This is a genomic window from Prauserella flavalba, assembly GCF_003202235.1.
GTDB classification, from domain to species: Bacteria; Actinomycetota; Actinomycetes; order Mycobacteriales; family Pseudonocardiaceae; genus Prauserella_A; species Prauserella_A flavalba.
Window position 1 is genome coordinate 1 of the sequence record NZ_MASU01000002.1, and the last position, 25,443, is coordinate 25,443.

The following is a 25,443-nucleotide window of genomic DNA, read 5'->3' on the forward strand; positions in this document are numbered from 1 at the left end:
GACCCGTCACCCTGAGCCACACCCGCGGTCCCTGGGTGCTCGTCGCCGCGTTCGGGCTGGCCACGCTCGCCTGCTCGGCCGTGCTGACGGTGGTGTCGCTGCTGTGGGCGACGCTCGTGCACGGCGGGGTCCCCGCCGCCGAGCTGGGCCTGGGCGCGCTCGCCCACGCCGCGTGCGCGTTCACCGGCCTCGCCGTCGGGCTGCCGTGCTCGCGCCTGCTGGTGCCCCGCATCGGCTACACCGTGGTGTCCGCCCTGCTCCTGCTCGCCGTGGTGCTGCTGGTGCGCTGGGTTCCGCTGGTCAACCCGATGCTGCGCGCGCTCGCGGGCGAGCAGCCATCGGCGGGCGGCGTGGTGACCGCACTCATGACAACGGCGGTCGCACTCGCCGTGAGTGCGACCGCCGTGTCGGTCAGGGTCCGTTTCGCCTAGGGAAAGCCGGGGATCCCGGGCTCGTTCTCGGTCGTCGAGGTCTCGGTCGAACCCTCGTCGTCCTCACCGATGATCAGCGTGATCGGCTGGCTCTTCGTGATCGTCGAGCCAGCCGACGGGTTGGTGTTCACGACCTTGCCCACGTCGCTGTTGTCGTCCACCGGCTCCGTCTGCGTCGAGACGTCGCCGCTCCAGCCCGCCCGCTGCAGCTCGCGGATCGCCTGGTCCTCCGTCATGCCGGACAGGTCCGGCATCTGGATCTGCTGGCCGGAGCCGTTGGAGACGTCCAGCGTGATCGTGGTACCGGGGGCGAACTCGCCGCCGTTGGGCGTCTGGTTCACCACGATCCCCGCCTCCTCGGCGGAGTCGACGTCGTTGCGGACCACCTGGAAGCCCGCGGCCTCGAGGCCGGCCTTCGCCGCGTCGAACTGCTGACCGGTGTAGTTGGTCACCGCGATCGTCTCGGGCGCCTTGCCGACCGAGATGCGCACCGAGGAGCCCTTCTCCACCTGGTCGCCAGGGCTGGGCGTCTGGTCGACCACCCTGCCGATCATCGACTCGTCGTCGACCTCGATCTCCACCACGTTCTGGTCGAGCGTGAGCCCAACGCGCTGCAGCTCGGCCTCGGCACCGCTGCGGTCCCGGCCGGAAAGGTCGGGCACCTCCACCTGCTCGGGCGCGACGCCGACGCTCAGCACGATCTGGGTGTTCGGCGCGATGCGCTCGCTCGCGGTCGGGTTGGTGCTGATCACCTTGTCGATCTGGTCGGGGCCGCAGCTCGGCTCCTGACCGGAACCGTCGCGGCACACGACGTTCTCGCGGCGGAAGTTGTTGAAGCCCTCTTCGCGCAGCTGGGCCGTCGCGCGGTCGTAGGTCTGGCCGACGACGTTCGGGACGGCATGCAGCTCGGGGTCGCTCCTGAACGCGCCCATGATCCACGCGACGAACAGGATCGCCCCGGCGAGCAGCGCCACGAGTCCCGCGATCAGCCAGCGCTTCTTGCGCTTGCGGCGCGCCTCCTCCTCGGCGTCGTAGGCGTCGGGGTCGTAGTCGTCGTAGCCGTAGGCGTCCGGCTGCTGGCGGGTCGCGTTGAGCACCTGGGTGCGCTCGTCGTCCGACATCACCATCGGCGCGGACGGACGCTGACCGGACAGCGTCCGCACCAGGTCGGAGCGCATCTCGGCGGCGGACTGGTACCGGTTGGCCGCACCCTTCGACAGCGCCTTGAGCACCACGGCGTCCAGCTCCGGCGACACCGCAGGGTTCACCGCCGACGGCGGCTTCGGGTCCTCCCTGACGTGCTGGTAGGCCACCGCGACCGGGGAGTCGCCCGTGAACGGCGGCTCGCCGGTCACCAGCTCGTACAGCACACAGCCGGCCGCGTAGACGTCACTGCGGGCGTCCACCTGCTCGCCGCGAGCCTGCTCGGGGGAGAGGTACTGGGCGGTGCCGATCACGGCGGCGGTCTGGGTCATCGCGGCCTGGCCGTCGTGCACCGCGCGGGCGATGCCGAAGTCCATGACCTTCACGGCACCGTTGCGGGTGATCATCACGTTCGCCGGCTTGACGTCGCGGTGGACGATGCCGTGCCGGTGGGAGAAGTCCAGCGCCGCGCTGACGTCGGCCATGACCTCCATCGCCCGCTTCTGCGACATCGGACCCTCGGTCTTGACGATGTCGCGCAGCGTCCTGCCCTCGACGTACTCCATCACGATGTAAGGCAGCGGGCCGTACTCGGTGTCGGCCTCGCCCGTGTCGTAGACGGCGACGATCGCGGGATGGTTCAGCGCGGCCGCGTTCTGCGCCTCGCGCCGGAACCGCTCCTGGAACTGGGGGTCGCGGGCCAGATCGGCACGCAGGATCTTCACGGCCACCTCGCGGCCGAGCCGCACGTCGTGGCCGTGATGGACCTCGGACATGCCACCGTAGCCGAGCGTGTCGCCCAGCTCATAGCGGTTCGAGAGCAGTCGGGGTGCGCTCATTGCTCGGTGCCGTTCCATTCCGTCAGTGCCTTCTCCAACGCGCGAATGCGATCACGCCTAGCTGCCATCGACGCATCACCCGCGGTCATCCATCAGCAGCCTGCCCATCATTCGTTCCAAGCCGTCCTCTCCCGGTGAACGCTCACCGGCACCGGACCAGTTGTCCCGGATGCCCGGCGAATCGCTCTCCACCCGGCCGGGGGTGGCCGGATCGCCGTTCTGCCGGAGCAGCACCGTCAGTAGCACCGTCACCACGGCGACGAGCAGCACGAGCGCCAGCGAGAGCAGTATCCACAACCCGGCGGGCTTCCGCCGCTGTTGTGGCATGGCGTGGGGGACCGGTGCGCCGCCGGTCGGAGGGGCCACCGGCTGCATCGAAGGGTGGGAACCGGGGCCCACGGGCGTGACGGGATTCACCGGGGCGATCGGGGCCGGCTGGTACCCCGCGCCGACGAAGCCCGACGGCATCGGCAGCGGGTGACCGGCGCGTACGGCGGCGACGGCGGCCGCGAACTCGCCGCCCGTGGCGTAGCGCTGGCGCGGGTCCTTGACCAGTGTCGCCTCGATCACGGCGCGGGCGCCCGGCGGCACATCCGGCGGCAGCGGCGGCGGCAGGTCCCTGATGTGCATCATGGCGACCGTCACGGCGTTCTCGGAGAGGAACGGCCTGCGGCCCGCGAGGCACTCGTAACCGCACACGGCGAGCGAGTAGACGTCGCTGGCCGGTTCCGCGTCGTGACCGAGCGCCTGCTCGGGGGCGATGTAGTGCGCGGTGCCCATCACCATGCCCGAGCGGGTCACCGGCGCGGCGTGCGCCGCCTTCGCGATGCCGAAGTCGGTGAGCTTCACCCCACCCGACGGCGTGACCAGGATGTTGCCCGGTTTGACGTCGCGGTGCACGAGCCCGCGCTCGTGCGCGGCCTGCAGCGCGTTGCCTGCCTGCTCCAGGATGTCCAGCGTGCGCTCGGCGGAGATGCGGCCCTCCCTGGCGAGGATGCCGGCCAGCGGCTCGCCCTCGACCATCTCCATGACCAGGAACGCGATGGAGTGCTCGCCCGCGAGCGTCTCCCCGTAGTCGTGCACGCCCGCGATGTTCTGGTGGTTCAGCGAGGCGGTGGTCCTCGCCTCGGTGCGGAACCGGTGCAGGAACTCGGCGTCGCCGGACAGTTCGTCCTTGAGGATCTTCACCGCGACGGTACGGTCGAGCCGGGTGTCGCTGGCCTCCCAGACCTCGCCCATTCCCCCAACGGCGATGCGGCTGGCGAGGCGGTATCGCTCCGCGATGAGTTGCCCCGACGACAGCATCGGCTACCCACCCCCGAGGGCGGCGGCGATGGTGGACCTCGCGATCTCGGCGGCCACGGTGCCACCGGTGGCGGCGAGCCCCCGGTTACCGCCGGACTCGACGATCACGGCGACGGCGATCTTCGGGTCGTCGTACGGCGCGAACGCGGTGTACCAGGCGTGCGGCGGCGTCGCCTTCGGGTCCGTGCCGTGCTCGGCGGTACCGGTCTTCGAGGCGATCTTCAGCGACTCGTCCTTGCCGCCTCCGCTGGTGTTCGACTCCGACTGGATCATCATGTCGGTGAGCACCTGGGCGTTCTCCGCCGACATCGCGGGCTCGCCGGTGAGCTCCTCGGGGCTGAACTCCTCGATCGTCGACAGGTCGGGGGCGAGCAGCGCCTTGATGAGCTGCGGCTTCATCGCCACGCCGTCGTTGGCGACGGTCGCGGCGAGCAGCGCGTCCTGCAGCGGGGTCAGCCGGACGTCGCGCTGGCCGATGCCGCTCTGGTACAGCGCGGCGTCGCTCTCGAGATCGCCGAGCCCGGACGGCACGACACCCATCGGGATCGCCAGGTCGTCCATGCCGATGCCGAAGTTGGCGGCGGTCGCCTCGAGCTTCTCCTTGCCCAGCTGGCCAGCGATCTCGGCGAACGCGGTGTTGCACGAGTACTTGAGCGCGTCGGCGAGCGTGCTGCCGGGGCAGGTGGCGCCGCCGTAGTTCTCCAGCGTGGTGCTGGTTCCGGGCAGGGTCGTCTCGGCCGCGCTGGTCACCTGGCTGTCGGCGGTCATGCCGTTCTCCAGCGCCGCGGCGGTGGTGACGATCTTGAACGTCGAGCCGGGCGGGTAGTTCTCGCGGATCGCCCTGTTCAGCATCGGGTTGGCCGGGTCCTCGGTGAACGACGTCCACGCGTCCTGCTGCTCGTTTGCGTCGTGCGAGGCGAGCCTGCCGGGGTCGTAGGAAGGCGTGGAGACCATCGCGAGGATGTCGCCGGTCTTCGGGTCCAGCGCCACCACGGAGCCCGTGTAGCCGTTCTGGACCATCGCGTTGTAGGCGGCCTCCTGCACCGACGGCCGCACGGTGAGCCGCACGTTGCCGCCGCGCGGGTCGCGGCCGGTGATCATGTCCGAGAGCCTGCGCACGAACAGGCGCGGGTCCGAGCCGTTGAGGAACTCGTCCTCGGCGCGCTCGAGCCCGCCTGCGCCGTAGAGCACCGAGTAGTAGCCGGTGACCGGCGCGTACATCGGGCCGTCGAGGTAGGTGCGCTGGAACTTCAGCTGGTCGTCGGTCGGCTTGACGCCGGCCAGCACCTGGCCCGCCTCCTCGGAGACGATCTTGCCGCGTTCGCGCGAGTACTCGTCGAGCAGCACCCGCGAGTTGCGGCTGTCGGTGCGGTAGTCGTCGGCCTGTACCACCTGGATGTAGGTGGCGTTGACGAGCAGCAGCGTCACCATGACGAGCATGGCGACGCCGACCTTGCGCAGCGGCGTGTTCACGGCGTGCTCCCCCCATCGACGCCAGGCTGCGGCTGCCCAGCCGGGGGCCGCTGCACCATCACCGTGTGTGCCTCCGCCAGCGGCGCCTGCGGCTGCGGCTGCTTCGGCTTCGCCTGCTGCTGCGGGCGGCGGGCGGTGTCGCTGATCCGCAACAACAGCGCGACGAGGATGTAGTTGGCCAGCAGCGACGAACCACCGGCGGACAGCCACGGCGTCGTGACACCGGTCATCGGGATCAGCTTGGTGACCCCGCCGATGATCACGAAGATCTGCATGATGATCGCGAACGAGAGGCCGCCGCCGAGCAGCTTGCCGAACGTGTCGCGAACGGCCAGTGCGCTGCGCATGCCGCGCATGGCCAGTATCAGGTACACCATCAGGATCGCGGCGAGCCCCACGAACCCGAGCTCCTCGCCGAGCGCCGCGCTGATGAAGTCGGTGTTCGCCTCGGGAACGGTCTCCGGCCGGCCAGCGCCGAGACCGGTGCCGAACACGCCGCCGGTGCCGAGCCCGAACAGGCCCTGCGCGATCTGGTAGCCGCCGCCGGGGTCGTCGTAGGTCGACAGCGGGTCGATCCAGTTGGCCACGCGCTGCTGCACGTGGGTGAACAGCTGGTAGGCGATGAGCGCGCCGACGAAGAACATCGAGAGGCCGACGACCACCCAGATGATCCGCTCGGTGGCGACGTACAGCATCACCAGCACGATGCCGAAGAACAGCAGCGCGGTGCCGAGGTCGCGCTCGAACACGAGAATGCCGAGGCAGACCACGGCGGCGATGATGATCGGCCCGAGGTCGCGAGCCCTCGGCAGTTCGATGCCCAGCACCCGCTTGCCCGCGGTCATGAAGAGGTCCCGCTTCGCGACGAGGAACGACGCGAAGAAGATCATCAGCAGGATCTTGGCGAACTCACCGGGCTGGATCGAGAAGCCCGGCAGCTTCAGCCACACCTTCGCGCCGTTGACCTCCGACAGCGAGCTGGGCAGCAGCGCGGGCAGCGCGAGCGCCACGATGCCGATGAGGCCGAACGTGTACGCGTACCGCGTGAGCGTGCGGTGGTCCTTCACCACCATCAGCACACCGAGGAAGAGCGCCAGCGCCAGCACCGTGAACAGCACCTGCCTCGGCGCGCTGCCGGTGGCGGTCTCGCCGATGGAGATCGCTTCCTGCGCGTTGGCGAGGTCGATCCGGTAGATCATCACCAGGCCGAGGCCGTTGAGCAGCGCCACGCACGGCAGGATCAGCGGGTCGGCGTAGGGCGCCCAGCGGCGCACCGCGAGGTGGGCGACCGCGAAGATCGCCAGGTAGGCAAGCCCGTACCAGACGATGGACCAGGAGAGCTCCTGCTCCTGGTTCGCCTGCACCAGCACGAACGCCGACGTCACGATGAACGCGGCGAACGCCAGCAGCATCAGCTCCGTGCCCCGCCGCCTCGGCAGTTCGCGCGGCGGGTTCGTCGTGTACTGCTGGCCGACCGCGCCGGGGTTGCCTGCGGGTTGAGCCATCAGTTACCGCCTGGGCTGGGCGCCGGGCGGCAGTCCACCCCCGGCTCTTGCCGACCCTGTTCCGGCGTCGTCGTCTCGGTCGGCTGGTTGCCGCCGCTCGGCTGGTTGCCGCCCTCGGGCCGGTTCTCGCCGGTCGGCTCGGGCGCGGAGCCGCCCTGGCCGATGCCGCCGATCACGCCACCGCCCTGCGGCTGCTCCTCGTCGCAGATCTCCAGCATGTTGTTGCGGCGGAGCGTGTCGATGTAGTCCCGCGACTCGGCGAGCCCATCGCGCTTCACGGAGTTGCGCACGGCGACGCGCGCGTCCTGCTGGAGGTCCTGCAGGCGCAGCGGCTCGCACAGCGTGGCCTCCGGAGGACAGGAGCCCTCCGCCTCGCGGTGCAGGTCGAAGCCGAGCACGCTGCCGGGAACGCCCTGGAAGATCACGACTTCCTGGTTCGAGCCCACGCCGACGTAGTACTGCCGCATGACGAAGTAGCGGGTGGCGATCGCGGCGGCCGCGAGCAGGATCAGTGCCAGGCCGAGTGCCACGAGGAGTCTGATCCGCTTACGGCGCTTCGCTTTTGGGTCGGGTGGCGGCTCCGTCGGCTCGAGCCGCTGTGGCTGGGTGGGCGGAGGCGCCGTGAGCGCCCTCGCGCGGGCCGCGGGGGAGTCGCCCTGGTGTCCCTCGTCGCTGCCGTCACCGGCCGCACCGCCGACGATGGGCGCGTCCTCGCCGAAGTCGACGTCGACGACATCCGCGACGATCACCGTCACGTTGTCGGTGCCGCCGCCCTTGAGGGCGAGCTCGATCATCCGGTCCGCGCACTCCTGCGGGTCCGGGATCTGCATGGCCTCCGACAGCGTCTCGTTGCTGACCATGCCGGACAGGCCGTCGGAGCAGAGCAGGTAACGGTCGCCCGCCCGCGCCTCGCGGACCGTGAAGCTCGGCTCCACCTCGTGTCCGGTGAGCGCCTTGAGGAGCAGGGACCGCTGCGGGTGGGTCGCGGCCTCGTCCTCGGTGATGCGGCCCTGCTCCAGCAGCTCGTTGACGAAGCTGTCGTCGCGGGTGATCTGCGAGAACTGGCCGTTGCGCAGCAGGTAGGCACGCGAGTCGCCGACGTGCACGAGCCCGAGCCGGGAGCCCGAGAACAGCACGGCGGTGAGCGTGGTGCCCATCCCGTCGAGGTCGGGGTCGTTCGCGACGAGCTCCGAGATCGCCTGGTTGCCGTGGGTCACCGCGTCGCGGAGCTGGGTCACCAAGTCGTCGCCGGGCTCGTCGTCGTCGAGCGGGGCCAACGAGGCGATGACGACCTTGCTGGCCACCTCGCCGGCGGCGTGGCCGCCCATTCCGTCGGCCAGGGCGAGCAGGCGCGGGCCGGCGTACACCGAGTCCTGGTTGCTCGAACGAACCAGGCCACGGTCACTGCGGGCCGCGTAGCGTAGGACGAGAGTCATGGGCGAAGCTCGATCACCGTCTTGCCTATCCGGATGGGGACGCCGAGCGGGACTCGGAGGGGTGCAGTGACCTTAGCCCGGTCGAGATAGGTGCCGTTCGTCGAGCCCAGATCTTCCACGTACCACTCGTCACCGCGCAGTGAGATGCGAGCGTGCCGCGTGGAGGCGTAGTCGTCGTCGAGCACCAGTGTCGAGTCGTCGGCCCTGCCGATCAGGATCGGTTTGCCGTCCAACGCGATGCGAGTGCCCGAGAGCGCGCCGTGCGTCACGACCAGTTGCCGCGGCAGCTTCCCCCCGCGCGGCTTCCTCGGCTCCTTGCCGCCCTTGCCGCGCCGGAGGCTGGGCAGGTTGACGCGCAGCCCGGACGCCGCGTAGAGGTCCGAGCGCACCACGCGTAGCGCGGCGAACACGAACAGCCAGAGCAAGAGGAGAAAACCTGCTCTGGTGAGTTGAACGACCAGCTCTGGCACCTGTTGTGTCAGCTCCCGCCTTTTCACGCCCACCCCGTGACGAATGCGCCACGGGTCCCCCGCATGGCCGTCATTATGCGGGACCCGCGCTCGCGGGCCATGCGGGATGGCCGAAAAGCCCGAACTAGCCCTGCGTCCGGAACACCAGGGACGAGTGACCGACCCTGATGACGTCACCGTCGGCGAGCTGCCAGGTCTGTACGGGGGTGCCGTTCACCGTGGTGCCGTTGGTGGAGCCGATGTCGGCGAGCGTCGCGCTCTGGCCGTCCCAGGTGATCTCCAGGTGCCTGCGCGAGACGCCCGTGTCCGGGAGCCGGAAGTCGGCGTCCTGGCCGCGGCCGACCACGTTGCCGCCCTGCTTGAGCGAGTACGTGCGGTTGGAGCCGTCGTCGAGCTGGAGGCTCGCGGCGAGCTGGCGGTTGCCACCCGGCATCCCGGGCTGGCCGTAGCCCTGCTGTGCGTACGGGTCCGGCGGCGGCGCCTGCGCGGGGTAGCCACCGGGCGGGCTCGGCGGAGCCGCGTAGCCCTGGTCGTAGCCGGGTGCCGGGGGCTGCTGGCCGTAGCCCTGGTCGTACCCACCGGGCTGGCCATAGCCCTGGTCGTAGCCGCCAGGCTGGCCATAGCCCTGGTCATACCCACCGGGCTGCCCGTAGCCCTGGTCGTAGCCGGGTGCCGGGGGCTGCTGGCCGTAGCCCTGGTCGTACCCACCGGGCTGGCCATAGCCCTGGTCGTAGCCGCCAGGCTGACCGTAACCCTGGTCATACCCTCCCGGCTGCCCGTAGCCCTGGTCGTAGCCGCCGGGCTGCTGGCCGTAGCCCTGGTCGTAGCCGCCAGGCTGTCCCTGTCCGTAGCCGTACTGGCCCTGCTGGCCGTACGGGTCACCCTGGTCGTATTGGCCGTAGCCGCCGGGCTGGCTCATTGGTCGGTCTCCTGCGTCGCTGGTTCGTGCTGGCCGTGCTTGACCCCCGGCGCCAGGTGCTTTGACGTCGGGATCGACGGTCGAGCGGGTCTTGAACTGTCCAGTATGCAGCGCCTCGTTGCGCTCTAGCGAAACTACGACGTCACCATAGGTGTCCCAGCCGTGCTCGGCGAGGTGCTGTGCGACTGCGTCCGCGAGCAGCCGGGTGACCCGTTGCTCGTCGCCTGCCATCCGGTCGTGATCAGCGGCACCCAAGGAAACGATGTAGTGATTCGGAGCGAGCTTGCGCCCACCCGCGAGCTCACGGACGTTGTCCTCACTCTCACGCTCCAGATCCAGCGCCACTTCCTGCGTGACGACGTTGCCACCGAACATTCGCGCGAAGGTGTTGCCCACGAGGCTCTCGAGGCGCCGATCGAAGCGCTGTACGCGGCCCACCGGGACAACCCCCCTCCTTCCACGTGTACCTCCGGATAGATCGTATCTGGGTTTGGAGCGTTAAACACCGGGGCCGGTGAAACCCGCTCAGACGGCCTGATACGCTGTGCGAGCTGTCGCAGTTACTCGGGCGAGTGGCGGAATGGCAGACGCGCACGGTTCAGGTCCGTGTGTCCGAAAGGACGTGAGGGTTCAACTCCCTCCTCGCCCACCGACCTCGGCCGACGTGTGCTCGCGGAACTTGCTTGCCACGTCGGCCAGTTTCGTATCCGGGGGCCGAGCCCCCAGACCCCCACGGTGCGAGCTCCTCGTGACCCGGCGTGGTTACGTTGGGTGCAGACCAGCGTGCGTGAGTTGTGGAGTGGTTGTCGTGGGTGCTGATTGGTCTGTTCGGACTCTTGCGATCGTTGCCGGGCGGCCCGAGGGGGTTGGGCAGCCTGCCAACGTGCCTATCGTGCCCGCTTCGGCGCTGGGGTTGGGGTACTCGCGAGAGGACGGGACGCCTACCTGGGTTGCCCTCGAGGAGGCTATCGGGCGCTTGGAGGGGGGCCACGCCACCGCGTTCGCCTCGGGCATCGCGACCGTCTCCGCCGTCCTCGATCTGCTGCCGGCCGGTGCCGAGGTGGCGGTGCCCAGTGACAGCTACGTCGGCACGCGCGCGATGTTCGACCACGCCGAGCGGATGGGCCGGCTCCGTTGCCGCCGGGTGACGCCCGCCGACACCGAGGCCTGGGTCGCCGCCGCGGGGGAGGCCGACCTGCTCTGGCTCGAGTCGCCGACCAACCCGAGCCTGGAACTGATCGACATCCCCGCGATCACGGCCGCGGCCGCCGGGCGGGCGAAGGTCGTCGTGGACAACACGTTCGCGACACCGCTCGGTCAACAGCCCCTCTCGCTCGGCGCCGACATCGTCGTGCACAGCGCCACGAAACTCATCGGCGGGCATTCCGACCTGCTGCTCGGTCTGACCGTCGCCGCCGACGAGGAACTGGCCGGCCTGCTGCGTGACGCCCGCACGCGTGGGGGTGCGACCCCCGGCGCGCTGGAGGCGTGGCTCGCGCTGCGCGGGTTGCGCACGCTCGGGGTCCGCTACGCCGAGGCGTCCCGATCGGCCGCGCTGCTCGCCGAGCGACTCGGCAAGCACTCCGCCGTCACGCGCGTCCGTTACCCCGGTTCCGGCGCGATGATCTCCTTCGAACTCGCTGGTCCAGACCTCGCGGACCGGTTGTGTGAGCGGCTGCGGCTGATCCGGCACGCGACGAGCCTCGGCGGTGTCGAGTCGTCCCTGGAGCGCAGGGCCGCGAGGGCCGGTGACGCACACGTGCCTGCGGGTGCCCTGCGGTTCAGTGTCGGGCTCGAGGACCCCGAGGACCTGTGGCTGGATTTGGCTCAGGCACTGGATTCTGTTGGTTGAAATTGGAACAGACCACGGTCGTGTGGGCTGGTTCACGCCAATTTAATACCCTGTGTAAGCTCCGCCCTCACTGGGAAGTGTGATCTTCACTCGTACTGGGGAAGCTCCCTCATCTTTGCTGTGGGGTTAGGAGACTCATGCACAAGAGATCTGCCTTCACTCGGGCAGGCGCGGCCCTCACTGGCGCCTCCGCCGCCGTGCTGCTGAGCGCGCTGCCCGCGTCCGCCGAGGACGTCACCGCTCGGCTCCACGAACCCGCGCACACGAGCGGCTACGCGGTCAACATCGGCGGCGGCACCGTCGGCACCACGCTGTTCGGCCTGAAGATCGACGACGACAGCCTGCTCAAGGTCTACTGCGTCGAGATCGACGTGAAGATCGACCCGAGCCGCTCGCTGTCGGAGAAGCCGTGGGACGAGTTCCCCAACGAGCAGTCGCCGTTCCACGAGAACCGCGACAAGCTCAACTGGGTGCTGCAGCACAGCTACCCCGCGCTGGAGACCGACGACATCGAGGAGGCGCTCGCCGAGAGCGGCGTCGAGTTCGACAACGGGCTGAGCAAGCGCGAGGCGATCACCGCGACGCAGGCCGCCGTGTGGCACTACAGCGACGGCAAGGACCTCGACCTCGAAAATCCGCTGAAGTCGAACGACGAGGGAGCCGAGCACGACGTCGTCGCCCTCTACGAGTACCTCACCGGCGAGGCGAACGTGGGCATCGGCGACCAGCCGACGCCGACGCTCGACATCACGCCAGACGTGTCGACCGGTGCGGCGGGCGAGCGGCTCGGCCCGTTCACCGTCTCCACCACCGGCCAGATCACCGAGGTGAACAGCGAGCTGCCCGAGGGCGTCACGCTGACCGACGCCGAGGGCAAGGAACTCGCCGACGACGCCATCGCAGACGGCACCGAGTTCTTCGTCGACGTTCCCGCCGACGCCCCCGAGGGCGCCGCGAACATCGAGCTCGAGGGCACCGCGCAGGTGGCAACCGGCCGCCTCTTCGTTGCGGAGAACTACGACAAGAAGCCCGCGCAGTCGCTGATCGTCGCGCAGGCCGAGGAGTCGAAGCTCAAGACCGGTGCCAGCGCCAACTGGGTCGCCGGTGTCCCGGAGACCACCACCACGACGCCGCCGGCCGAGACCACCACCGAGGCTCCGCCGACCAGCTCAGAGGTGGTGGCCCCGCCGGCCACGGAGACCTCGGTGTCGCCGCAGGCCGACTCGGGTGACCTCGCCGAGACCGGTGTCTCGATCACCACCCCGATCATCATCGGCGCCGTGCTGATCGGCGCGGGCGTCGGAGCCCTGCTGCTCCAGCGCCGCCGCAAGAACGCGTAGTTCCACCTTTCCCCAAGGCCACCTTTGGTGCGTTCAACGCACCAAAGGTGGCCTTGGGTGCTTTTCGGGGGCCTATGCTGGGCCGGATGAGAGCGCGTTGGCTGGCGGTGGCGGTCGCGGGGGCGCTCGTGCTCTCCGGGTGTTCCGCCGGTTCCACCGCGACCGTCGGCGGTGAGGACACGCTGGCCGTCGGCTTCACGGCGGAGCCGAAGAACTTCGACTTCACCACCACCGACGGCGCCGCCATCCCGCAGGCCCTGCTCTACAACGTCTACGAGGGCCTCGTGAAGCTCGACGCGAACGGAGAGATCGCGCCGCTGCTCGCCGAATCGTGGACCATCAGCCCCGATCGCACCGTCTACGACTTCCAGCTCCGCTCCGGCGTCACCTTCAGCAACGGCGCGCCGTTCACCGCCGACGACGTCAAGTTCTCCATCGAGCGCGTCCGTACGGAGTGGACGATCTCGCTCAAGTCCACAATGGACGTCGTCGACCGCGTGGAGGTGGTGAGCCCTGCCCACGCGCGCGTGGTGCTCAAGGAACCCAGCAACTCGTGGCTGTTCGCCATGACCACGCGGCTCGGCGCGATGTTCGACCCGAGCGGTGTCGGCGATCTCGCGAACCGGCCCGTCGGCACCGGACCGTACGAGGTCACCGACCGGCGGCGCGGCGATTCCGTGGTGCTCTCGGCCAACCCGGACTACTGGGGCCGTGAACCGGCCTACCCCACCGTGGTGCTCAAGTACTACCGCGACGCCACCGCGCTCAACAACGCACTGCTGAGCAACGGCATCGACGTGATCTCCGGCGTCACCGCACCGGACTCGGTGCCGCAGTTCGAAGCAGACACCCGGTTCAACGTCCTGCAGGGCACCACCAACGGCGAGGTGGTGCTCGCCTTCAACAACCGGCGCGCTCCGCTGGACGACGTGCGCGTGCGGCGCGCGCTGACGCTCGCCATCGACCGGGAGGCACTGCTCGCGGCCGCATGGGGCGGCAGGGGCACGCTCATCGGCAGCATGGTGCCGCCCACCGATCCCTGGTACGAGGACCTCTCCCGCTCCTACCCCCACGACCCCGAGCGGGCGCGGCGGTTGCTTTCCGAAGCGGGACAACGGGATCTGCACCTGCGGCTGCGGATAGCGAACCTGCCCTACGCGATGTCGGCGGCGCAGGTGGTGGCCTCCGATCTCGGGCGGATCGGGGTGGACGTGACGATCGAGCCGCTCGACTTCCCCGCTGTATGGTTGCAGCAGGTGTTCACCGACCACGACTACGACCTCTCGATCGTCCAGCACGTCGAGCCCCGCGACATCGCGACGTTCGGCGATCCCGACTACTACTGGGGCTACGACAGCCCGCGGGTGCGGGAACTGCTGAGGCGCGCCGACACCGGCTCGCCGCGGCAACAGGTCGAGGACATGCGCGAGGTGGCGAGGACGCTCAGCGAGGACGCCGCGGCCGACTGGTTGTTCCTGTTCCCCAACATCGTGGTGGCGAAGAAGGAGGTCACCGGCCTGGTGCGCAACCAGGTCAGTGAGTCCTTCGACCTGACGGGGCTGGGGCGAGGATGAACAGCGGCGCGGAGCGCCTCCGTGGGGGCCGGTGGTTGGGAGCCGGGTGGGCATTGGCGATGCTGCGGAGGATTCTCATCCTCGTCGCGAGCGTGTTCGCGGCCTCGGTCGTGGTGTTCGCGTTCATGGCCGTGCTCCCCGGCGATCCCGCGCAGGTGGCGCTCGGCGTCAACGCGACGCCCGAGCTCGTGGAGCGAACGCGCGCCGAGTTCGGGCTCGACCGGCCGCTCGTCACGCAGTACCTCGACTGGATGGGCGGCGTCCTCAGCGGCGACTTCGGCACCTCCTACGTGACGCGGGAGGCGATCGGGCCGCAGCTCGTCGACCGGCTCGGGGTGACGCTGTGGCTCGTCGGCGCGGGCATGCTCGTCGCGCTGCTGATCGCGATGCCGCTCGGCACGATCGCCGCCGTGCGACACCGCAGGCCGAGCGGAACGGCCGTGTCGGCGCTGTCGCAGGTGGGCGTGGCGATCCCGGCGTTCCTGGCGGGCATCATCCTCGTGCAGGTCTTCGCCGTGCGCCTGGGCTGGCTCCCCTCGGGCGGGTGGACCCCGCCGGTGCGGGACCCCGTGGAATGGCTGCGCGGACTGATCCTGCCCGCCCTGTCGCTCGGGCTCGTCCAGGGCGCGGTGCTCACCCGCTACGTGCGCACGGCCGTGCTCGACGTGCAGCGCGAGGACTATCTGCGAACCGCCCGCTCGAAGGGCCTGAGGCCGTACCCCGCGCTCGTGCGGCACGGCCTGCGCAACGCCGCGCTGCCGGTGCTGACCGTGCTGGGCCTGCAGCTCACGACGTTGCTCGTCGGCGCCGTGGTGATCGAGCGCGTCTTCGTGCTGCCGGGGATAGGCAGCATGCTCCTCGACGCGGTCGCGGCGCGCGATCTGCTGACCGTGCAGGCCATCGTGCTCGTGCTCGTGGCCGCCGTGCTGTTCGTCAACTTCTGCGTCGACGTGCTCTACACGGTGCTCGATCCCCGGCTGCGGAGGTCCTGGTGACGCGGAACCTCAGCCTCCTCGCCGGTGTGGTGCTCGTCGGGCTCGTCGTGGGCACGGCACTCGTGTCGTTCGGGTGGACACCGCATGATCCGCTGCTCGTGGACGCGAGCGTGCGCCTGCTGGGACCCAGCGGCGAGTTCGTGTTCGGCACGGACAAGCTCGGCCGCGACGTCGCGAGCCAGCTGATGGTCGGTGCGCGCACCACGCTCTACGTCGGGGTGGTGGCGGTGGGCATCGCCGCGGTCGTCGGCACCCCGCTCGGGATCGCCGCCGGGATGGGCGCGCGGTGGCTCGGCGAGCTGATCATGCGCGTCAACGACCTCGTGCTCGCGTTCCCCGCGCTGCTGCTCGCGATCATGCTCGGCGCCGTGTACGGGGCGAGCACGCTCACCGCGACGATCGCGATCGGCATCGCCACGGTGCCGTCGTTCGCGCGCATCGCCCGTGCCGGCACGTTGCAGGTGATGAGCACCGAGTACGTGCTCGCCGCGCGGGCGGGCGGCCGCTCGCGGTGGTGGATCGCGCTGCGGCACGTGCTGCCGAACATCTCCGGGCTCGTGCTCGTGCAGTCGTCGGTGTCCTTCGCGATCGCGGTGCTCGCCGAGGCGGCGCTGTCGTTCCTTGGCTTCGGCACGGCGCCGCCAACGCCCTCGTGGGGCCGGATGCTGCAGGAGTCGCAGGAACTGCTGGCCGTGGAGCCGAGGCTCGCGCTCATCCCCGGCGCCGCGATCGCGGTGGCCGTGCTCGGGTTCAACCTCCTCGGCGATGGCCTGCGCGACCGCTTCGACCCGAGGCTGGAGGTGCGCCGATGAGCCTGCTTTCGGTGGAGGGGCTGGGCATCGCGGCGGGCTCGCTACCGCTCGTCGAGGACGTGTCGTTCACCATCGCGCCCGGCGAGCGGGTCGGCCTGATCGGCGCCTCCGGCTCGGGGAAGTCGCTCACCGCGTCGGCGGTGATGGGCCTGCTGCCCGAAGGGCTCACCCCGGCAGGCTCGGTGCGCTTCGGCGAACGGGAACTGCTCGGCGCGAGCGAACGCGAGCTGTCCCGCCTGCGCGGCAAGAACATCGCGATGGTGTTCCAGGAGCCGATGAGCGCGCTCAACCCCTCGATGCGCGTGGGCAGGCAGGTGGCCGAGGCGATGTCGCTGCACGGCACCCGCGATCGGCGGGGCGCCAAGGCCGCCGCCGTCGAGCTGCTCGGCCGCGTGCGCCTGCCCGAACCGGAGCGGACCGCGCGCGCCTACCCGCACCAGCTCTCCGGCGGGCAGCGGCAACGGGTCGTGCTCGCCATCGCACTCGCCAACGATCCCGCGCTGCTCATCTGCGACGAACCCACCACCGCGCTCGACGTCACCGTGCAGGCGCGGGTGCTGGAGGTGATCAACGAGGGCGTGCGCGACCACGGCAGCGCGCTGCTGTTCATCACTCACGACCTCGCCGTCGTGGCGACGATGTGCGAGCGGGTACTGGTGATGAACGAGGGGCGGATCGTCGAGTCCGGCTCAACTCGCGACGTGCTCGGCTCCCCGAAGCACGAGTACACCGCACGACTGCTGGAGGCATCGGCGTGATCTCCGTGAGTGAGCTCGAGCGCAGCTACCGGCGGTCCCGCACGTCGCTGACCGGGCCACGGCCCGAGGTGCACGCGCTGCGCGGGGTGTCGTTCGACATCGAGCGGGGGCAGCGCTTCGGCATCGTCGGCGAGTCCGGCTCGGGCAAGTCCACTCTGGTCAGGCTCCTCGCCGCGCTGGACCGGCCGACATCCGGCTCGATCACCTTCCAGGGCAGGCGGATCGACGACCTGCCGGAGCGCAGGCTGGGTTTCCTGCGCTCGCAGGTGCAGATCGTGTTCCAGGACCCGATGGGCTCGCTCGACCCGAGGATGCGTGTGCGCGACATCATCAGCGAGCCGCTGGGCAGGCGGCCGGGGCGGCGCGAGCGCGTGCGCGAACTGCTCGACGCCGTCGGCTTGCCCGCCGACGCCAGCGAGCGGTACCCGCACCAGTTCTCCGGCGGGCAGCGGCAGCGGATCTCGCTGGCCCGCGCGCTGGCGCCGAGGCCGAGCGTGCTGCTCGCCGACGAGGCCGTCAGCGCGCTGGACGTGCTGGTGCGCAAGCAGATCCTCGATCTCATCGCCGAGCTGGTGGAGCGCTACGAGCTGACGCTCGTGTTCGTGTCCCACGACCTCGGCGTGGTGCGGCGCGTGTGCGACACCGTGGCCGTGATGCGCGCGGGCGAGATCGTGGAGCTCGGCCCCGTCGACGAGGTCTACGACGACCCGAAGCACCCCTACACGCGAGAACTCATCGCGGCCGCGCCGAACCTCGCGGCCGCGCTCGCCGGACTCGAGGAGGAGTGAATGGACTACGCGAAACTGTTCCGGTTGGACGGTCGCGGTGCGGTCGTCCTCGGTGGGGGAAGCGGCATCGGCAGGGAGGCAGCACGAGCGCTCGCCGCGCAGGGCGCCGACGTCACGTGCGCCGACCGCGACCTCGGCGCGGCGGAGGAGACCGCGCGGCTCGCCGGTGACTCCGCGAAGGCGTACCGGCTCGACCTGCTCGACACCGCCGCCGTCGAGCGCGCGGCGACGGAGCTGGGCGAACCCGACGTCGTGGTGCTCACCGCGGCCACCAACGTGCGCAAACGGCTGCTCGACTACAGCCGTGAGGAGTTCGACCGAGTGCTCTCGCTCAACCTCGGCGCGACCTTCGACGTACTGCGATCGTTCGGAGCCGGGATGGTCGAGCGCGGGCGCGGCAGCATCGTGGTGTTCTCCTCCATCCGCAGCATCACCGTCGAGCCGGGGCAGAGCGCCTACGCGGCGACCAAGGCGGGCATCGTGCAGCTCATCCGCACCGCGGCCGCCGAGTACGGGCCCTCGGGCGTGCGCGTGAACGCCGTGGCTCCCGGCGTGGTCGAGACACCGCTGACCGAGCCGATCAAGGCCGACCCCGAGTGGTACCGGGCGTACGCGGAGAAGAGCGCGCTCGGCCGCTGGGCCGACGCGGGCGAGCTGGCCGGTGCCGTGGTGTACCTGGCCTCCGACGCGGCGAGTTTCGTCACCGGCTCGGTGCTGCTCGTCGACGGCGGGTGGACCGCGGTGGACGGCCGGTACGTGCCGCCCGGAGCGTAGGAGCGTGACATGGCCGAGCTGAGCTCGCTTTCCGCGACCGAACTGGTGGCCGAGTACCGCGCGGGCACGCTGTCGCCGGTCGAGGTCTCCGAGGCGGTGCTGGCCAGGATCGACGCACTGGAGGGCACCCTGCGCGCGCTCTACGCCTACGACCCGGACGCCGCCCGTGACTCGGCCCGCGCGGCCGAGCGGCGCTGGCTCGCCGGCGAGCCGCTCGGTGCCATCGACGGGGTTCCGTTGACGCTCAAGGAGAACATCGCCACGAGGGGCACGCCCGTGCCGCTGGGCACCGCGGCGACCGAGCTGTCGCCCGCCCCCGAGGACGCTCCCGCGGCCGCGAGCGTGCGCGAATGCGGCGGGGTGCTGCTCGCGAAGACGACCATGCCGGACTACGGGATGCTCACCTCCGGGCTCTCCAGCTTCCACCCGGCCACGCGCAACCCGTGGGACCACGCGCGCACTCCAGGCGGCTCGAGCGCGGGCGCCGCCGCCGCGGCCGCCGCGGGGTACGGACCATTGCACGCCGGCACCGACATCGGCGGGTCGATCCGGCTGCCCGCCGGGTGGTGCGGGCTGGTGGGGTTCAAGCCGAGCTTCGGGCGCGTGCCCGTGTTCCCGCCGTACCTCGGGCGCGTGGCGGGCCCCATGACCCGCACCGTCGCCGACGCAGCGCTGTTCATGGAGGTGCTCTCGCGGCCGGACTCGCGCGATCACCTGTGCCTGCCGCCGGAGGAGATCCCGTGGCACGAGCTCGCGCTCGACCCGGCCGGGCTGCGCATCGGGGTGCAGCTCGACGCCGGGGTCGGACTCGCCGTGGAGCCGGACGTGCGTGTCGCCGTGGCGGAGGCGGCGCGGCTGTTCGAGGCGGCCGGCGCGCGCGTCGAGCCGGTGGAACCGTTCCTCACCAGGCAGATGCTCGACGGGCTCGACCGGTTCTGGCGCACCCGGTTCGTCGTGGACACCGAGGAGCTGCCCGCCTCGCGGCGCCAACGGATCTTGCCCTACATCGCGGAGTGGGTGGCCGGGGGCGAAGGGCTTTCCGGCGTGGACGTCTACCGCGGGTTCGCGCAGATCGACGCGATCACCGCAGCCGCGCTGCGGGCGAGCGAGCCCTTCGACGTGGTGCTGTCGCCGACGTGCCCGGTGTCGGCGCCGCCGTTCGACTGGGCCTCGCCGACCAACGACCCGGCGCGGCCGTTCGAGCACATCGGATTCACGGTGCCGTACAACATGTCCGGCCAGCCCGCCGTGTCCGTCAACTGCGGGTATACGCGGGAGGGCCAGCCGATCGGCCTGCAGCTCGCCGGGCGCCGGTTCGACGACCTCGGCGTGCTGCGCGCAGCCGCGGCCTTCGAACGGCTACGCCCCGCGCAGCGCGCCTGGCCCGACTAGTTCCGCGAGTCGGGCGTAGGAGTCGAGCATCTCAGCTCGGTCGAACGTGCTGAGCGTGATCAGCAACTCGTCGGCGCCGGTGCGCTCGACGAGCTCGGCCAGTTCCGAGGAGACCTGCTCGGGCGTGCCGTGGATCTGCCCGCTCAGCGACTGCTCCAGCAGTCGCGCCTCGCGCGCGGTCGGCGTGGGCAGCTCGGCGGCAGGCCGCAGCGGCGGGAACACGCCGCGCGTGCGGGCGTGGACCATCGACCACGCCTCCGGCAGCAACAGCCGCCGCGCCTGCTCGGTGGTGTCGGCGACCGCGACGGCGCTGGACACCACCACGTAGGGGCACGGCCAGAGCTCGGAGGGGCGGAACCGCTCACGGTAGGCGGCGATCCGTGTGGCGACGGCGTCAAGACCGGCGACGGGAGCGATCACGAGCGCCAGGCCGAGGTCGGCGGCGAGGTCCGCACCGGCGCCGGTGGCGAGCACGAACGCGGGTACTCGGAGTCCTTCGGCGGGGTAGCCGTGCACGCCGGGGTGTTTCCGCTGGTCGCCGGTGAAGTAGCCGAGCAGCTCGCGCACCTGCTCGCCGAACCGGTCGGCGTCGTCCTTGCCGTGGCCGAGTGCACCGCGCACCCCGTTCGTGAAGCCGACCGAGCGCCCGAGTCCCATGTCGATCCGGCCCGGGTAGAGCGCTTCGAGTGTGCCGAACTGCTCGGCGACGACGATCGGCTGGTGGTTGGGCAGCATCACCCCGCCCGTACCGACCCTGATGCGCGAGGTGGCCGCCGCGATCGCGGAGGCGAGCACGGTGGGCGCTGACCCGGCGACCCCGGGCACGCCGTGGTGTTCCGACACCCAGAACCGGTGGTAGCCGAGTTCCTCGGCCTGCCGCGCGAAGCGGACCGTGTCGCGCACGGCCGCGGAGGTGTCCTGCCCCGTGCGTGTGCTGGAGCGGTCGAGGACCGACAGCGGAACCGGCAACGTCTGCACACGAGGTGCAACGCCGTGCCCAGCGCCCCGAATTCCGCGCGAGTCGTGCGTTCCCGACCGCGAGTCGTACGCCCAGGACCGCGAGTCGTGCGTTCCCGACCGCGAGTTGTGCGTTCCCACATCGTGAACGCACAACTCGCGTGCAGGAGTGCACAACTCGCGTGCAGGAGTGCACGACTCGCGAACGGGAGTGCACGACTCGCGAACGGCACCGAGCCCGCGACGAGTGTCGGATCGTCGGTCAGCGACGCGACCAGCAGCGGCCCCGCGGCGAGCGCGATGCCGTCGGCGATGTTCGTGAACGCGTTGGCGGTCCACAGTTTCGCGAAGTCCGCCCCCCAGCGGCGTCCGTTGTCCACTCCGCACGCACTCACGACAGCGCAAGTACCCGCGCGGGGCAACGGATTTTCAGCCGAGTGCGCCGATCGCCTCCGCGAGCCCGAGTACGCGCTTGGCGTTGTCGACGTGCAGGTTCTCGATCATCCGGCCGTCGACGGTCACCACACCGCGGCCAGCCTTCCTGGCCTCCTCGAAAGCGTCGATGATCTTGCGGGCCTGCGCGACCTCCTCCTCGGAGGGCGCGAACACCTTGTTGCACGGCTCGATCTGGCCTGGGTGGATGAGGGTCTTGCCATCGAAGCCGAAGCGCCTGCCCTGCAGGCACTCCACCTCGAAGCCCTCGAGGTCCTTCACGTCGTTGTAGACGCCGTCGAGGATCACCTTGCCCGTCGCGCGAGCCGCCAGCAGGCACAGCGAGAGCCCGCCGAGCAGCGGCGCCCGCCCGGGGACGAACTCGGCGTGCAGCTCCTTGGCGAGGTCGTTGGTGCCCATGACGAGCACGGTGAGCCGCTCGCTGGCCGAGGCGATCTCCTCGGCGTGCAGCATCGCGATCGGCGTCTCGACCATCGCCCAGATCTTCGTCTCGTCGGGTGCCCCGCCGAGCTCCAGCGCGCGCTCGATGTTGTGCACGTCGCGAGCGGAGTTCACCTTCGGCACCACCACGGCGGCCGGGGCCGCCTGCGCCGCGGCCCGCAGGTCCGCGTCGTGCCACTGGGTCTCCAGCCCGTTGACGCGGATGGTCACCTCGCGCGAGCCGTACTCGCCGGACGACGCCGCCGCGCACACGCGCTCGCGCGCGGCCTCCTTGGCGTCGGGGGCGACGGCGTCCTCGAGGTCCAGGATGAGCGCGTCGGCAGGCAACGTCTTCGCCTTCTCCAGCGCCCGCTCGTTCGCGCCGGGCATGTAGAGAACGGAACGGCGCGGTTTCACGCGAGTGCCTCCTTCGTTGCCGCGTCGTAGGCCTCGGCCAGCTCGGGGTCGCCCGCCGCGAGCGCGTCCGCCAGCTCGGCGACCACCCTGCACTGCTTCACCGACGCGTCGTCCTGCATCTTCCCGTCGATCATCACCGCACCGGTGCCGTCGCCCATCGCGGCGATCACCTTGCGGGCCCACGCGACGTCCTCGGGCGCGGGGGAGAACACCTTCTTCGCGATGTCGATCTGCACCGGGTGCAGGCTCCACGCGCCGACGCAGCCGAGGAGGAACGCGTTGCGGAACTGGTCCTCGCAGGCCACGACGTCGCGGATGTCACCGAACGGCCCGTAGTACGGCAGGATCCCGTGCAGCACGCACGCGTCGACCATGCGCGCGACGGTGTAGTGCCACAGATCCTGCTGGTAGGTGGTGCGGCCCTCGGTGAGGTCGTCGCCGACGGGGTCGGTGCGCACGAGGTAGCCGGGGTGCCCTCCGCCGACGCGGGTGGTCTTCATGCGCCTGCTGGCGGCGAGGTCGGCGGGGCCGAGCGAGATGCCCTGCATGCGCGGGCTCGCGCCGGCGATCTCCTCCACGTTGGCGACGCCGCTCGCGGTCTCCAGGATCGCGTGCACCAGCAGCGGCTTCCGCAACCCGGCCCGTGCCTCCAGCTGCGCGAGCAGGCGGTCGACGTAGTGGATGTCCTGCGCGCCCTCGACCTTCGGCACCATGATGACGTCGAGCTTGTCGCCGATCTCGGTGACGAGCGTGATCAGGTCGTCGAGCACCCACGGAGAGTCGAGGCTGTTGACGCGCGTCCAGAGCTGGGTGGAGCCGAAGTCGTTCTCCTTGGCGACCTTGACGAGCCCCTCGCGGGCGGCCTCCTTGCGATCGGCCTTGACCGCGTCCTCGAGGTTGCCGAGCAGCACGTCGACCTTCTTGGCGAGGTCGGGCGCCTTGGCGACCATCTTCTCGTTGCTCGGATCGAAGAAATGAATCATCCTCGACGGCAGGGCCGGGATCTGCCTGACCGGCTCCGGCGCACCCACGGCGAGCGGGGCGAAGAAGTCCTTCGGCGAGCGCATCGGGTCCTCCAGCACTGGCGGTCAATACCCGGCGACCCTATCCCGGCTTCCCGGCTCAGGGCTGCGGTACACATCACCGCTCCACTCTGAGAAGCACCGTTCGGCCGCACGTCACCCATCCGGCGGCACTGCCGGACCGAAGTCCGATTACCGCCCACCGACCGATCACCGACCGTTCGGCGCCGCCGATCGCAGCTACTCGTCCTACCGGCAGACTGCGACCCGTTTCCGCTGGTACCTAAGTTGTGGTGCTTCCCGCCAGGGCGCACCGGGCACGCGTGAGTCGCAGAAACGGCAGAGGGAGGCGGACTTCGTGGCGGTAACACCCGGGCACACCGCGGTGACGAGCGGTTCGAACGGAACCAGGTCGGCTCCCAGCCGCATCGTCGCACCCATCGAACTGCCTGCCTCCGGTGACGAGCTGGCCGCCGAGGCGGCGGCGCAGCTGGGCTGGGACGCCGTGCTGCTTCCCCGGCTGACGATGTTCGGCCGCCGGGTGTACGTGGTGGCCAGGCTCCGGCCGGAGGCGCACGCCGAGCGGATCGCGCTGGGCGTCGGCCCGGTCACCGACAGGGCGAGCGTGTCGACGTGGACGTGGCCGGAGCTGGCCGCGAGCGCGCCGCCGCCCGCCGCGGAGATCGTCGGCGTGCTCGCCGTCGCGAGGCACTGGCGCACCGGTCTCGCCGCGACCGTTCCGTTCGCGCGCTACGGCGACGCGGCGATGGTGCTCCCGCACTCGGCGACCCTGAGCCACGACTACGTCGACAACTGCCTCCCGCGCGCCCGTGCCTACGGCCTGGCCGTGGTCACCGCCGACGAGAACGCGACCGTCGGGCTCGACCTTTCGGGCCGCGACGAGCGAATCACCCTCGGCGAGGACGCCGTGTCCCGCTGGGTCAACGAGGTGGTCTACGAGCAGCTGCTGGCGCTGGAGACCCCTGCCGACGCGCACTGATCTCACTAGGCTCGGTGCCATGCGAGTCGTTATCGCCGGTGGACACGGACAGATCGCGCTGCGGCTGGAGAAGCTGCTCGCCGCGAACGGCGACACCGCCGTTGGCATCGTCCGTAACGTCGACCACGCCGCCGACCTACGGGACGTGAGCGCCGAGCCCGCGGTGCTCGACCTCGAGACCGCCACCCTCGACGAGGTCGCCGTGGTGCTGGAAGGTGCCGATGCCGCGGTGTTCGCGGCGGGTGCGGGGCCGGGCAGCGGAACGGCGCGCAAGGAGACCGTCGACCGCGGCGCCGCCGTGTTGTTCGCCGACGCCGCCGAGCGCGCGGGCGTGAGCCGCTTCGTGCAGATCAGTTCGATGGGCGCCGCGGGCCCCATCGAAGAGGCGGCCGTGGGCGAGGTGTTCGCCGCGTATCTCCGCGCGAAGGCCGCCGCCGAGGAAGATCTGCGCAAGCGCGAACTCGACTGGACGATCCTGCGGCCCGGCAGGCTCACCAACGATCCCGGTACCGGCCTCGTCCACCTCGCCGAGTCCGTGCCGAGGGCCGACGTCACGCGCGACGACGTCGCCGCGGTGATCGCCGAGCTGCTCACCGAGGACGGTACGTCGGCCTCCAACCGCCGGGTGCTCGAACTCACCGGCGGCAACACACCGATCGAGGAAGCCGTCAGCCGGGTCTGACACCCGTTTCGGTCGGACCCTCCCGGTAGGTTCTGCCCCCGTGGAATCCAGCACACCCGGGATCGAGCGCGCCCGCACCCAGACCGGTGCGCTGCTGCGCCGGATCAACGCCGCGAGCGCCGAACTGGCGACGGAGCGGTTCACCTACACCAGCCCCGACGGCCTGGTCCGGGCGACGGTCGACGGCAACGGAGCCCTGCTCGGCATCTCCCTCGCGGAGGGTGCCGTGCGCACGGCCGGGCTCGGCTCCCAGCTCGTCACCGCGGTGAACACCGCGCGCAGGGCCGCGACGCTCGACAGCCGCGACCGCCTCGCCTCGGTGATCGGCGGCAAGCGGGCCGACGCGCTGATCGGCTCCTCGGAGTACGACGGCATGCTCGACGGGGTGAGCAGCGATGACTGAGCAGGCCGGGGACAGGTTGGCGCAGGCAGGAAAACGCCGCGCCGAGGCCGACGCGAAGATCATCGGCGAGAAGATCGAGGAAGGCCTCGGCGTGGTGCAGGTCGACATCCTCGGCTCTCTGCGGGCGATCGAGCTCGACCACCGGGTGTTGCCCGAGCTGGCCGAGGTGCGCGTGGCCGAGCTGGTCACGGCCGCCGTTCACCGCGCGGAGCGCAAGGCCGGAGAGCTGCGGCAGATCGTGCTCGGCGCCGACCCGATGCGGGAGGACGCGTGCTGACCGCCG

Annotated in this window: 23 protein-coding genes, 1 tRNA gene and 1 pseudogene; 15 read left to right on the forward strand and 10 right to left on the reverse strand. The window is 70.7% G+C overall.

The genetic code is table 11. The features are described 5' to 3' along the window. Positions 1 to 431 (forward strand): annotated as a pseudogene (locus BA062_RS39715) (hypothetical protein); the annotation flags it as partial. On the opposite strand, the gene pknB reads toward BA062_RS39715, so the two are convergent. From pknB to BA062_RS02290, 7 genes are all read right to left on the reverse strand, one after another. Further along, positions 428 to 2,413, reverse strand: coding sequence for a Stk1 family PASTA domain-containing Ser/Thr kinase (gene pknB / locus BA062_RS02260; RefSeq protein WP_110334362.1), 1,986 nt, complete (start codon positions 2,411 to 2,413; stop codon positions 428 to 430). The pseudogene BA062_RS39715 and the gene pknB sit on opposite strands and share 4 nt — an antisense overlap. A gap of 75 nt (positions 2,414 to 2,488) precedes the next feature. Beyond that, complete coding sequence (locus BA062_RS02265) at positions 2,489 to 3,718, reverse strand: serine/threonine-protein kinase (protein ID WP_110334363.1); 1,230 nt, start codon at positions 3,716 to 3,718, stop codon at positions 2,489 to 2,491. 3 nt (positions 3,719 to 3,721) lie between these two features. Continuing rightward, entirely contained in the window at positions 3,722 to 5,191 is a 1,470-nt protein-coding gene (locus tag BA062_RS02270) for a peptidoglycan D,D-transpeptidase FtsI family protein (protein ID WP_110334364.1), read from the reverse strand. After that, complete coding sequence (locus tag BA062_RS02275; RefSeq protein ID WP_110334365.1) at positions 5,188 to 6,696, reverse strand: FtsW/RodA/SpoVE family cell cycle protein; 1,509 nt, start codon at positions 6,694 to 6,696, stop codon at positions 5,188 to 5,190. Before BA062_RS02275 ends, BA062_RS02270 begins: the two co-directional genes overlap by 4 nt. Beyond that, complete coding sequence (locus BA062_RS02280) at positions 6,696 to 8,132, reverse strand: PP2C family protein-serine/threonine phosphatase (RefSeq protein WP_110334366.1); 1,437 nt, start codon at positions 8,130 to 8,132, stop codon at positions 6,696 to 6,698. Before BA062_RS02280 ends, BA062_RS02275 begins: the two co-directional genes overlap by 1 nt. Beyond that, the gene (locus BA062_RS02285; RefSeq protein WP_110334367.1) at positions 8,129 to 8,602 is read right to left on the reverse strand and encodes an FHA domain-containing protein FhaB/FipA; all 474 of its coding nucleotides are present in this window, start codon (positions 8,600 to 8,602) and stop codon (positions 8,129 to 8,131) included. Before BA062_RS02285 ends, BA062_RS02280 begins: the two co-directional genes overlap by 4 nt. Before the next feature lie 124 nt (positions 8,603 to 8,726). Next, entirely contained in the window at positions 8,727 to 9,959 is a 1,233-nt protein-coding gene (locus BA062_RS02290) for an FHA domain-containing protein (RefSeq protein WP_110334368.1), read from the reverse strand. A gap of 128 nt (positions 9,960 to 10,087) precedes the next feature. On the opposite strand from BA062_RS02290, the gene BA062_RS02295 reads away from it, so the two are divergent. The 10 genes from BA062_RS02295 (at position 10,088) to BA062_RS02340 (ending at position 19,806) form a co-directional block, all read left to right on the forward strand. Further along, positions 10,088 to 10,170: transfer RNA gene (locus tag BA062_RS02295), tRNA-Leu, on the forward strand. A gap of 159 nt (positions 10,171 to 10,329) precedes the next feature. Then, the gene (locus BA062_RS02300) at positions 10,330 to 11,373 is read left to right on the forward strand and encodes a trans-sulfuration enzyme family protein (RefSeq protein ID WP_110334369.1); all 1,044 of its coding nucleotides are present in this window, start codon (positions 10,330 to 10,332) and stop codon (positions 11,371 to 11,373) included. A gap of 137 nt (positions 11,374 to 11,510) precedes the next feature. Next, entirely contained in the window at positions 11,511 to 12,713 is a 1,203-nt protein-coding gene (locus BA062_RS02305; RefSeq protein WP_110334370.1) for a thioester domain-containing protein, read from the forward strand. Between the two features lie 86 nt (positions 12,714 to 12,799). Further along, a complete protein-coding gene (locus BA062_RS02310) occupies positions 12,800 to 14,287 on the forward strand; it encodes an ABC transporter substrate-binding protein (protein WP_110334967.1) in 1,488 nt (495 codons plus the stop codon). Positions 14,288 to 14,346: 59 nt separating this feature from the next. After that, positions 14,347 to 15,282, forward strand: coding sequence for an ABC transporter permease (locus tag BA062_RS02315; RefSeq protein WP_110334371.1), 936 nt, complete (start codon positions 14,347 to 14,349; stop codon positions 15,280 to 15,282). Then, the gene (locus tag BA062_RS02320) at positions 15,279 to 16,094 is read left to right on the forward strand and encodes an ABC transporter permease (RefSeq protein ID WP_110334372.1); all 816 of its coding nucleotides are present in this window, start codon (positions 15,279 to 15,281) and stop codon (positions 16,092 to 16,094) included. Before BA062_RS02315 ends, BA062_RS02320 begins: the two co-directional genes overlap by 4 nt. After that, the gene (locus tag BA062_RS02325; protein WP_110334373.1) at positions 16,091 to 16,852 is read left to right on the forward strand and encodes an ATP-binding cassette domain-containing protein; all 762 of its coding nucleotides are present in this window, start codon (positions 16,091 to 16,093) and stop codon (positions 16,850 to 16,852) included. Before BA062_RS02320 ends, BA062_RS02325 begins: the two co-directional genes overlap by 4 nt. Continuing rightward, positions 16,843 to 17,640 (forward strand): ABC transporter ATP-binding protein, encoded by a 798-nt coding sequence (locus BA062_RS02330; protein ID WP_110334968.1) that lies wholly within the window; start codon positions 16,843 to 16,845, stop codon positions 17,638 to 17,640. The genes BA062_RS02325 and BA062_RS02330 overlap by 10 nt, the downstream gene beginning before the upstream one ends. Then, positions 17,641 to 18,414, forward strand: coding sequence for an SDR family NAD(P)-dependent oxidoreductase (locus tag BA062_RS02335; RefSeq protein ID WP_110334374.1), 774 nt, complete (start codon positions 17,641 to 17,643; stop codon positions 18,412 to 18,414). Between the two features lie 9 nt (positions 18,415 to 18,423). Further along, entirely contained in the window at positions 18,424 to 19,806 is a 1,383-nt protein-coding gene (locus BA062_RS02340) for an amidase (protein WP_110334375.1), read from the forward strand. Here the strand turns inward: BA062_RS02340 and BA062_RS02345 are convergent. From BA062_RS02345 to BA062_RS02355, 3 genes are all read right to left on the reverse strand, one after another. Further along, a complete protein-coding gene (locus BA062_RS02345) occupies positions 19,774 to 20,775 on the reverse strand; it encodes an LLM class flavin-dependent oxidoreductase (RefSeq protein ID WP_245959644.1) in 1,002 nt (333 codons plus the stop codon). The genes BA062_RS02340 and BA062_RS02345 overlap by 33 nt on opposite strands. A 417-nt stretch (positions 20,776 to 21,192) precedes the next feature. Next, positions 21,193 to 22,053 carry an HpcH/HpaI aldolase/citrate lyase family protein gene (locus BA062_RS02350; RefSeq protein WP_168213866.1) on the reverse strand — a complete coding sequence of 287 codons (861 nt, stop codon included), beginning with the start codon at positions 22,051 to 22,053 and terminating at the stop codon, positions 21,193 to 21,195. Then, on the reverse strand, positions 22,050 to 23,120 hold the full coding sequence (locus BA062_RS02355; RefSeq protein WP_110334970.1) for an HpcH/HpaI aldolase/citrate lyase family protein: 1,071 nt from the start codon (positions 23,118 to 23,120) through the stop codon (positions 22,050 to 22,052). Before BA062_RS02355 ends, BA062_RS02350 begins: the two co-directional genes overlap by 4 nt. Before the next feature lie 313 nt (positions 23,121 to 23,433). Here BA062_RS02355 and BA062_RS02360 point away from each other — a divergent pair, with 313 nt between their 5' ends. Genes BA062_RS02360 through BA062_RS02375 form a run of 4 tightly spaced genes read left to right on the forward strand, consistent with a single transcriptional unit; the run spans position 23,434 to position 25,437 of the window. Next, a complete protein-coding gene (locus BA062_RS02360; RefSeq protein WP_110334377.1) occupies positions 23,434 to 24,075 on the forward strand; it encodes a hypothetical protein in 642 nt (213 codons plus the stop codon). A gap of 19 nt (positions 24,076 to 24,094) precedes the next feature. After that, on the forward strand, positions 24,095 to 24,757 hold the full coding sequence (locus BA062_RS02365; RefSeq protein WP_110334378.1) for an NAD(P)H-binding protein: 663 nt from the start codon (positions 24,095 to 24,097) through the stop codon (positions 24,755 to 24,757). Positions 24,758 to 24,797: 40 nt separating this feature from the next. After that, a complete protein-coding gene (locus BA062_RS02370; RefSeq protein WP_110334379.1) occupies positions 24,798 to 25,160 on the forward strand; it encodes a YbaB/EbfC family nucleoid-associated protein in 363 nt (120 codons plus the stop codon). Further along, the gene (locus BA062_RS02375; RefSeq protein WP_110334380.1) at positions 25,153 to 25,437 is read left to right on the forward strand and encodes a hypothetical protein; all 285 of its coding nucleotides are present in this window, start codon (positions 25,153 to 25,155) and stop codon (positions 25,435 to 25,437) included. The genes BA062_RS02370 and BA062_RS02375 overlap by 8 nt, the downstream gene beginning before the upstream one ends. The last annotated feature ends 6 nt before the right edge of the window (positions 25,438 to 25,443 follow it).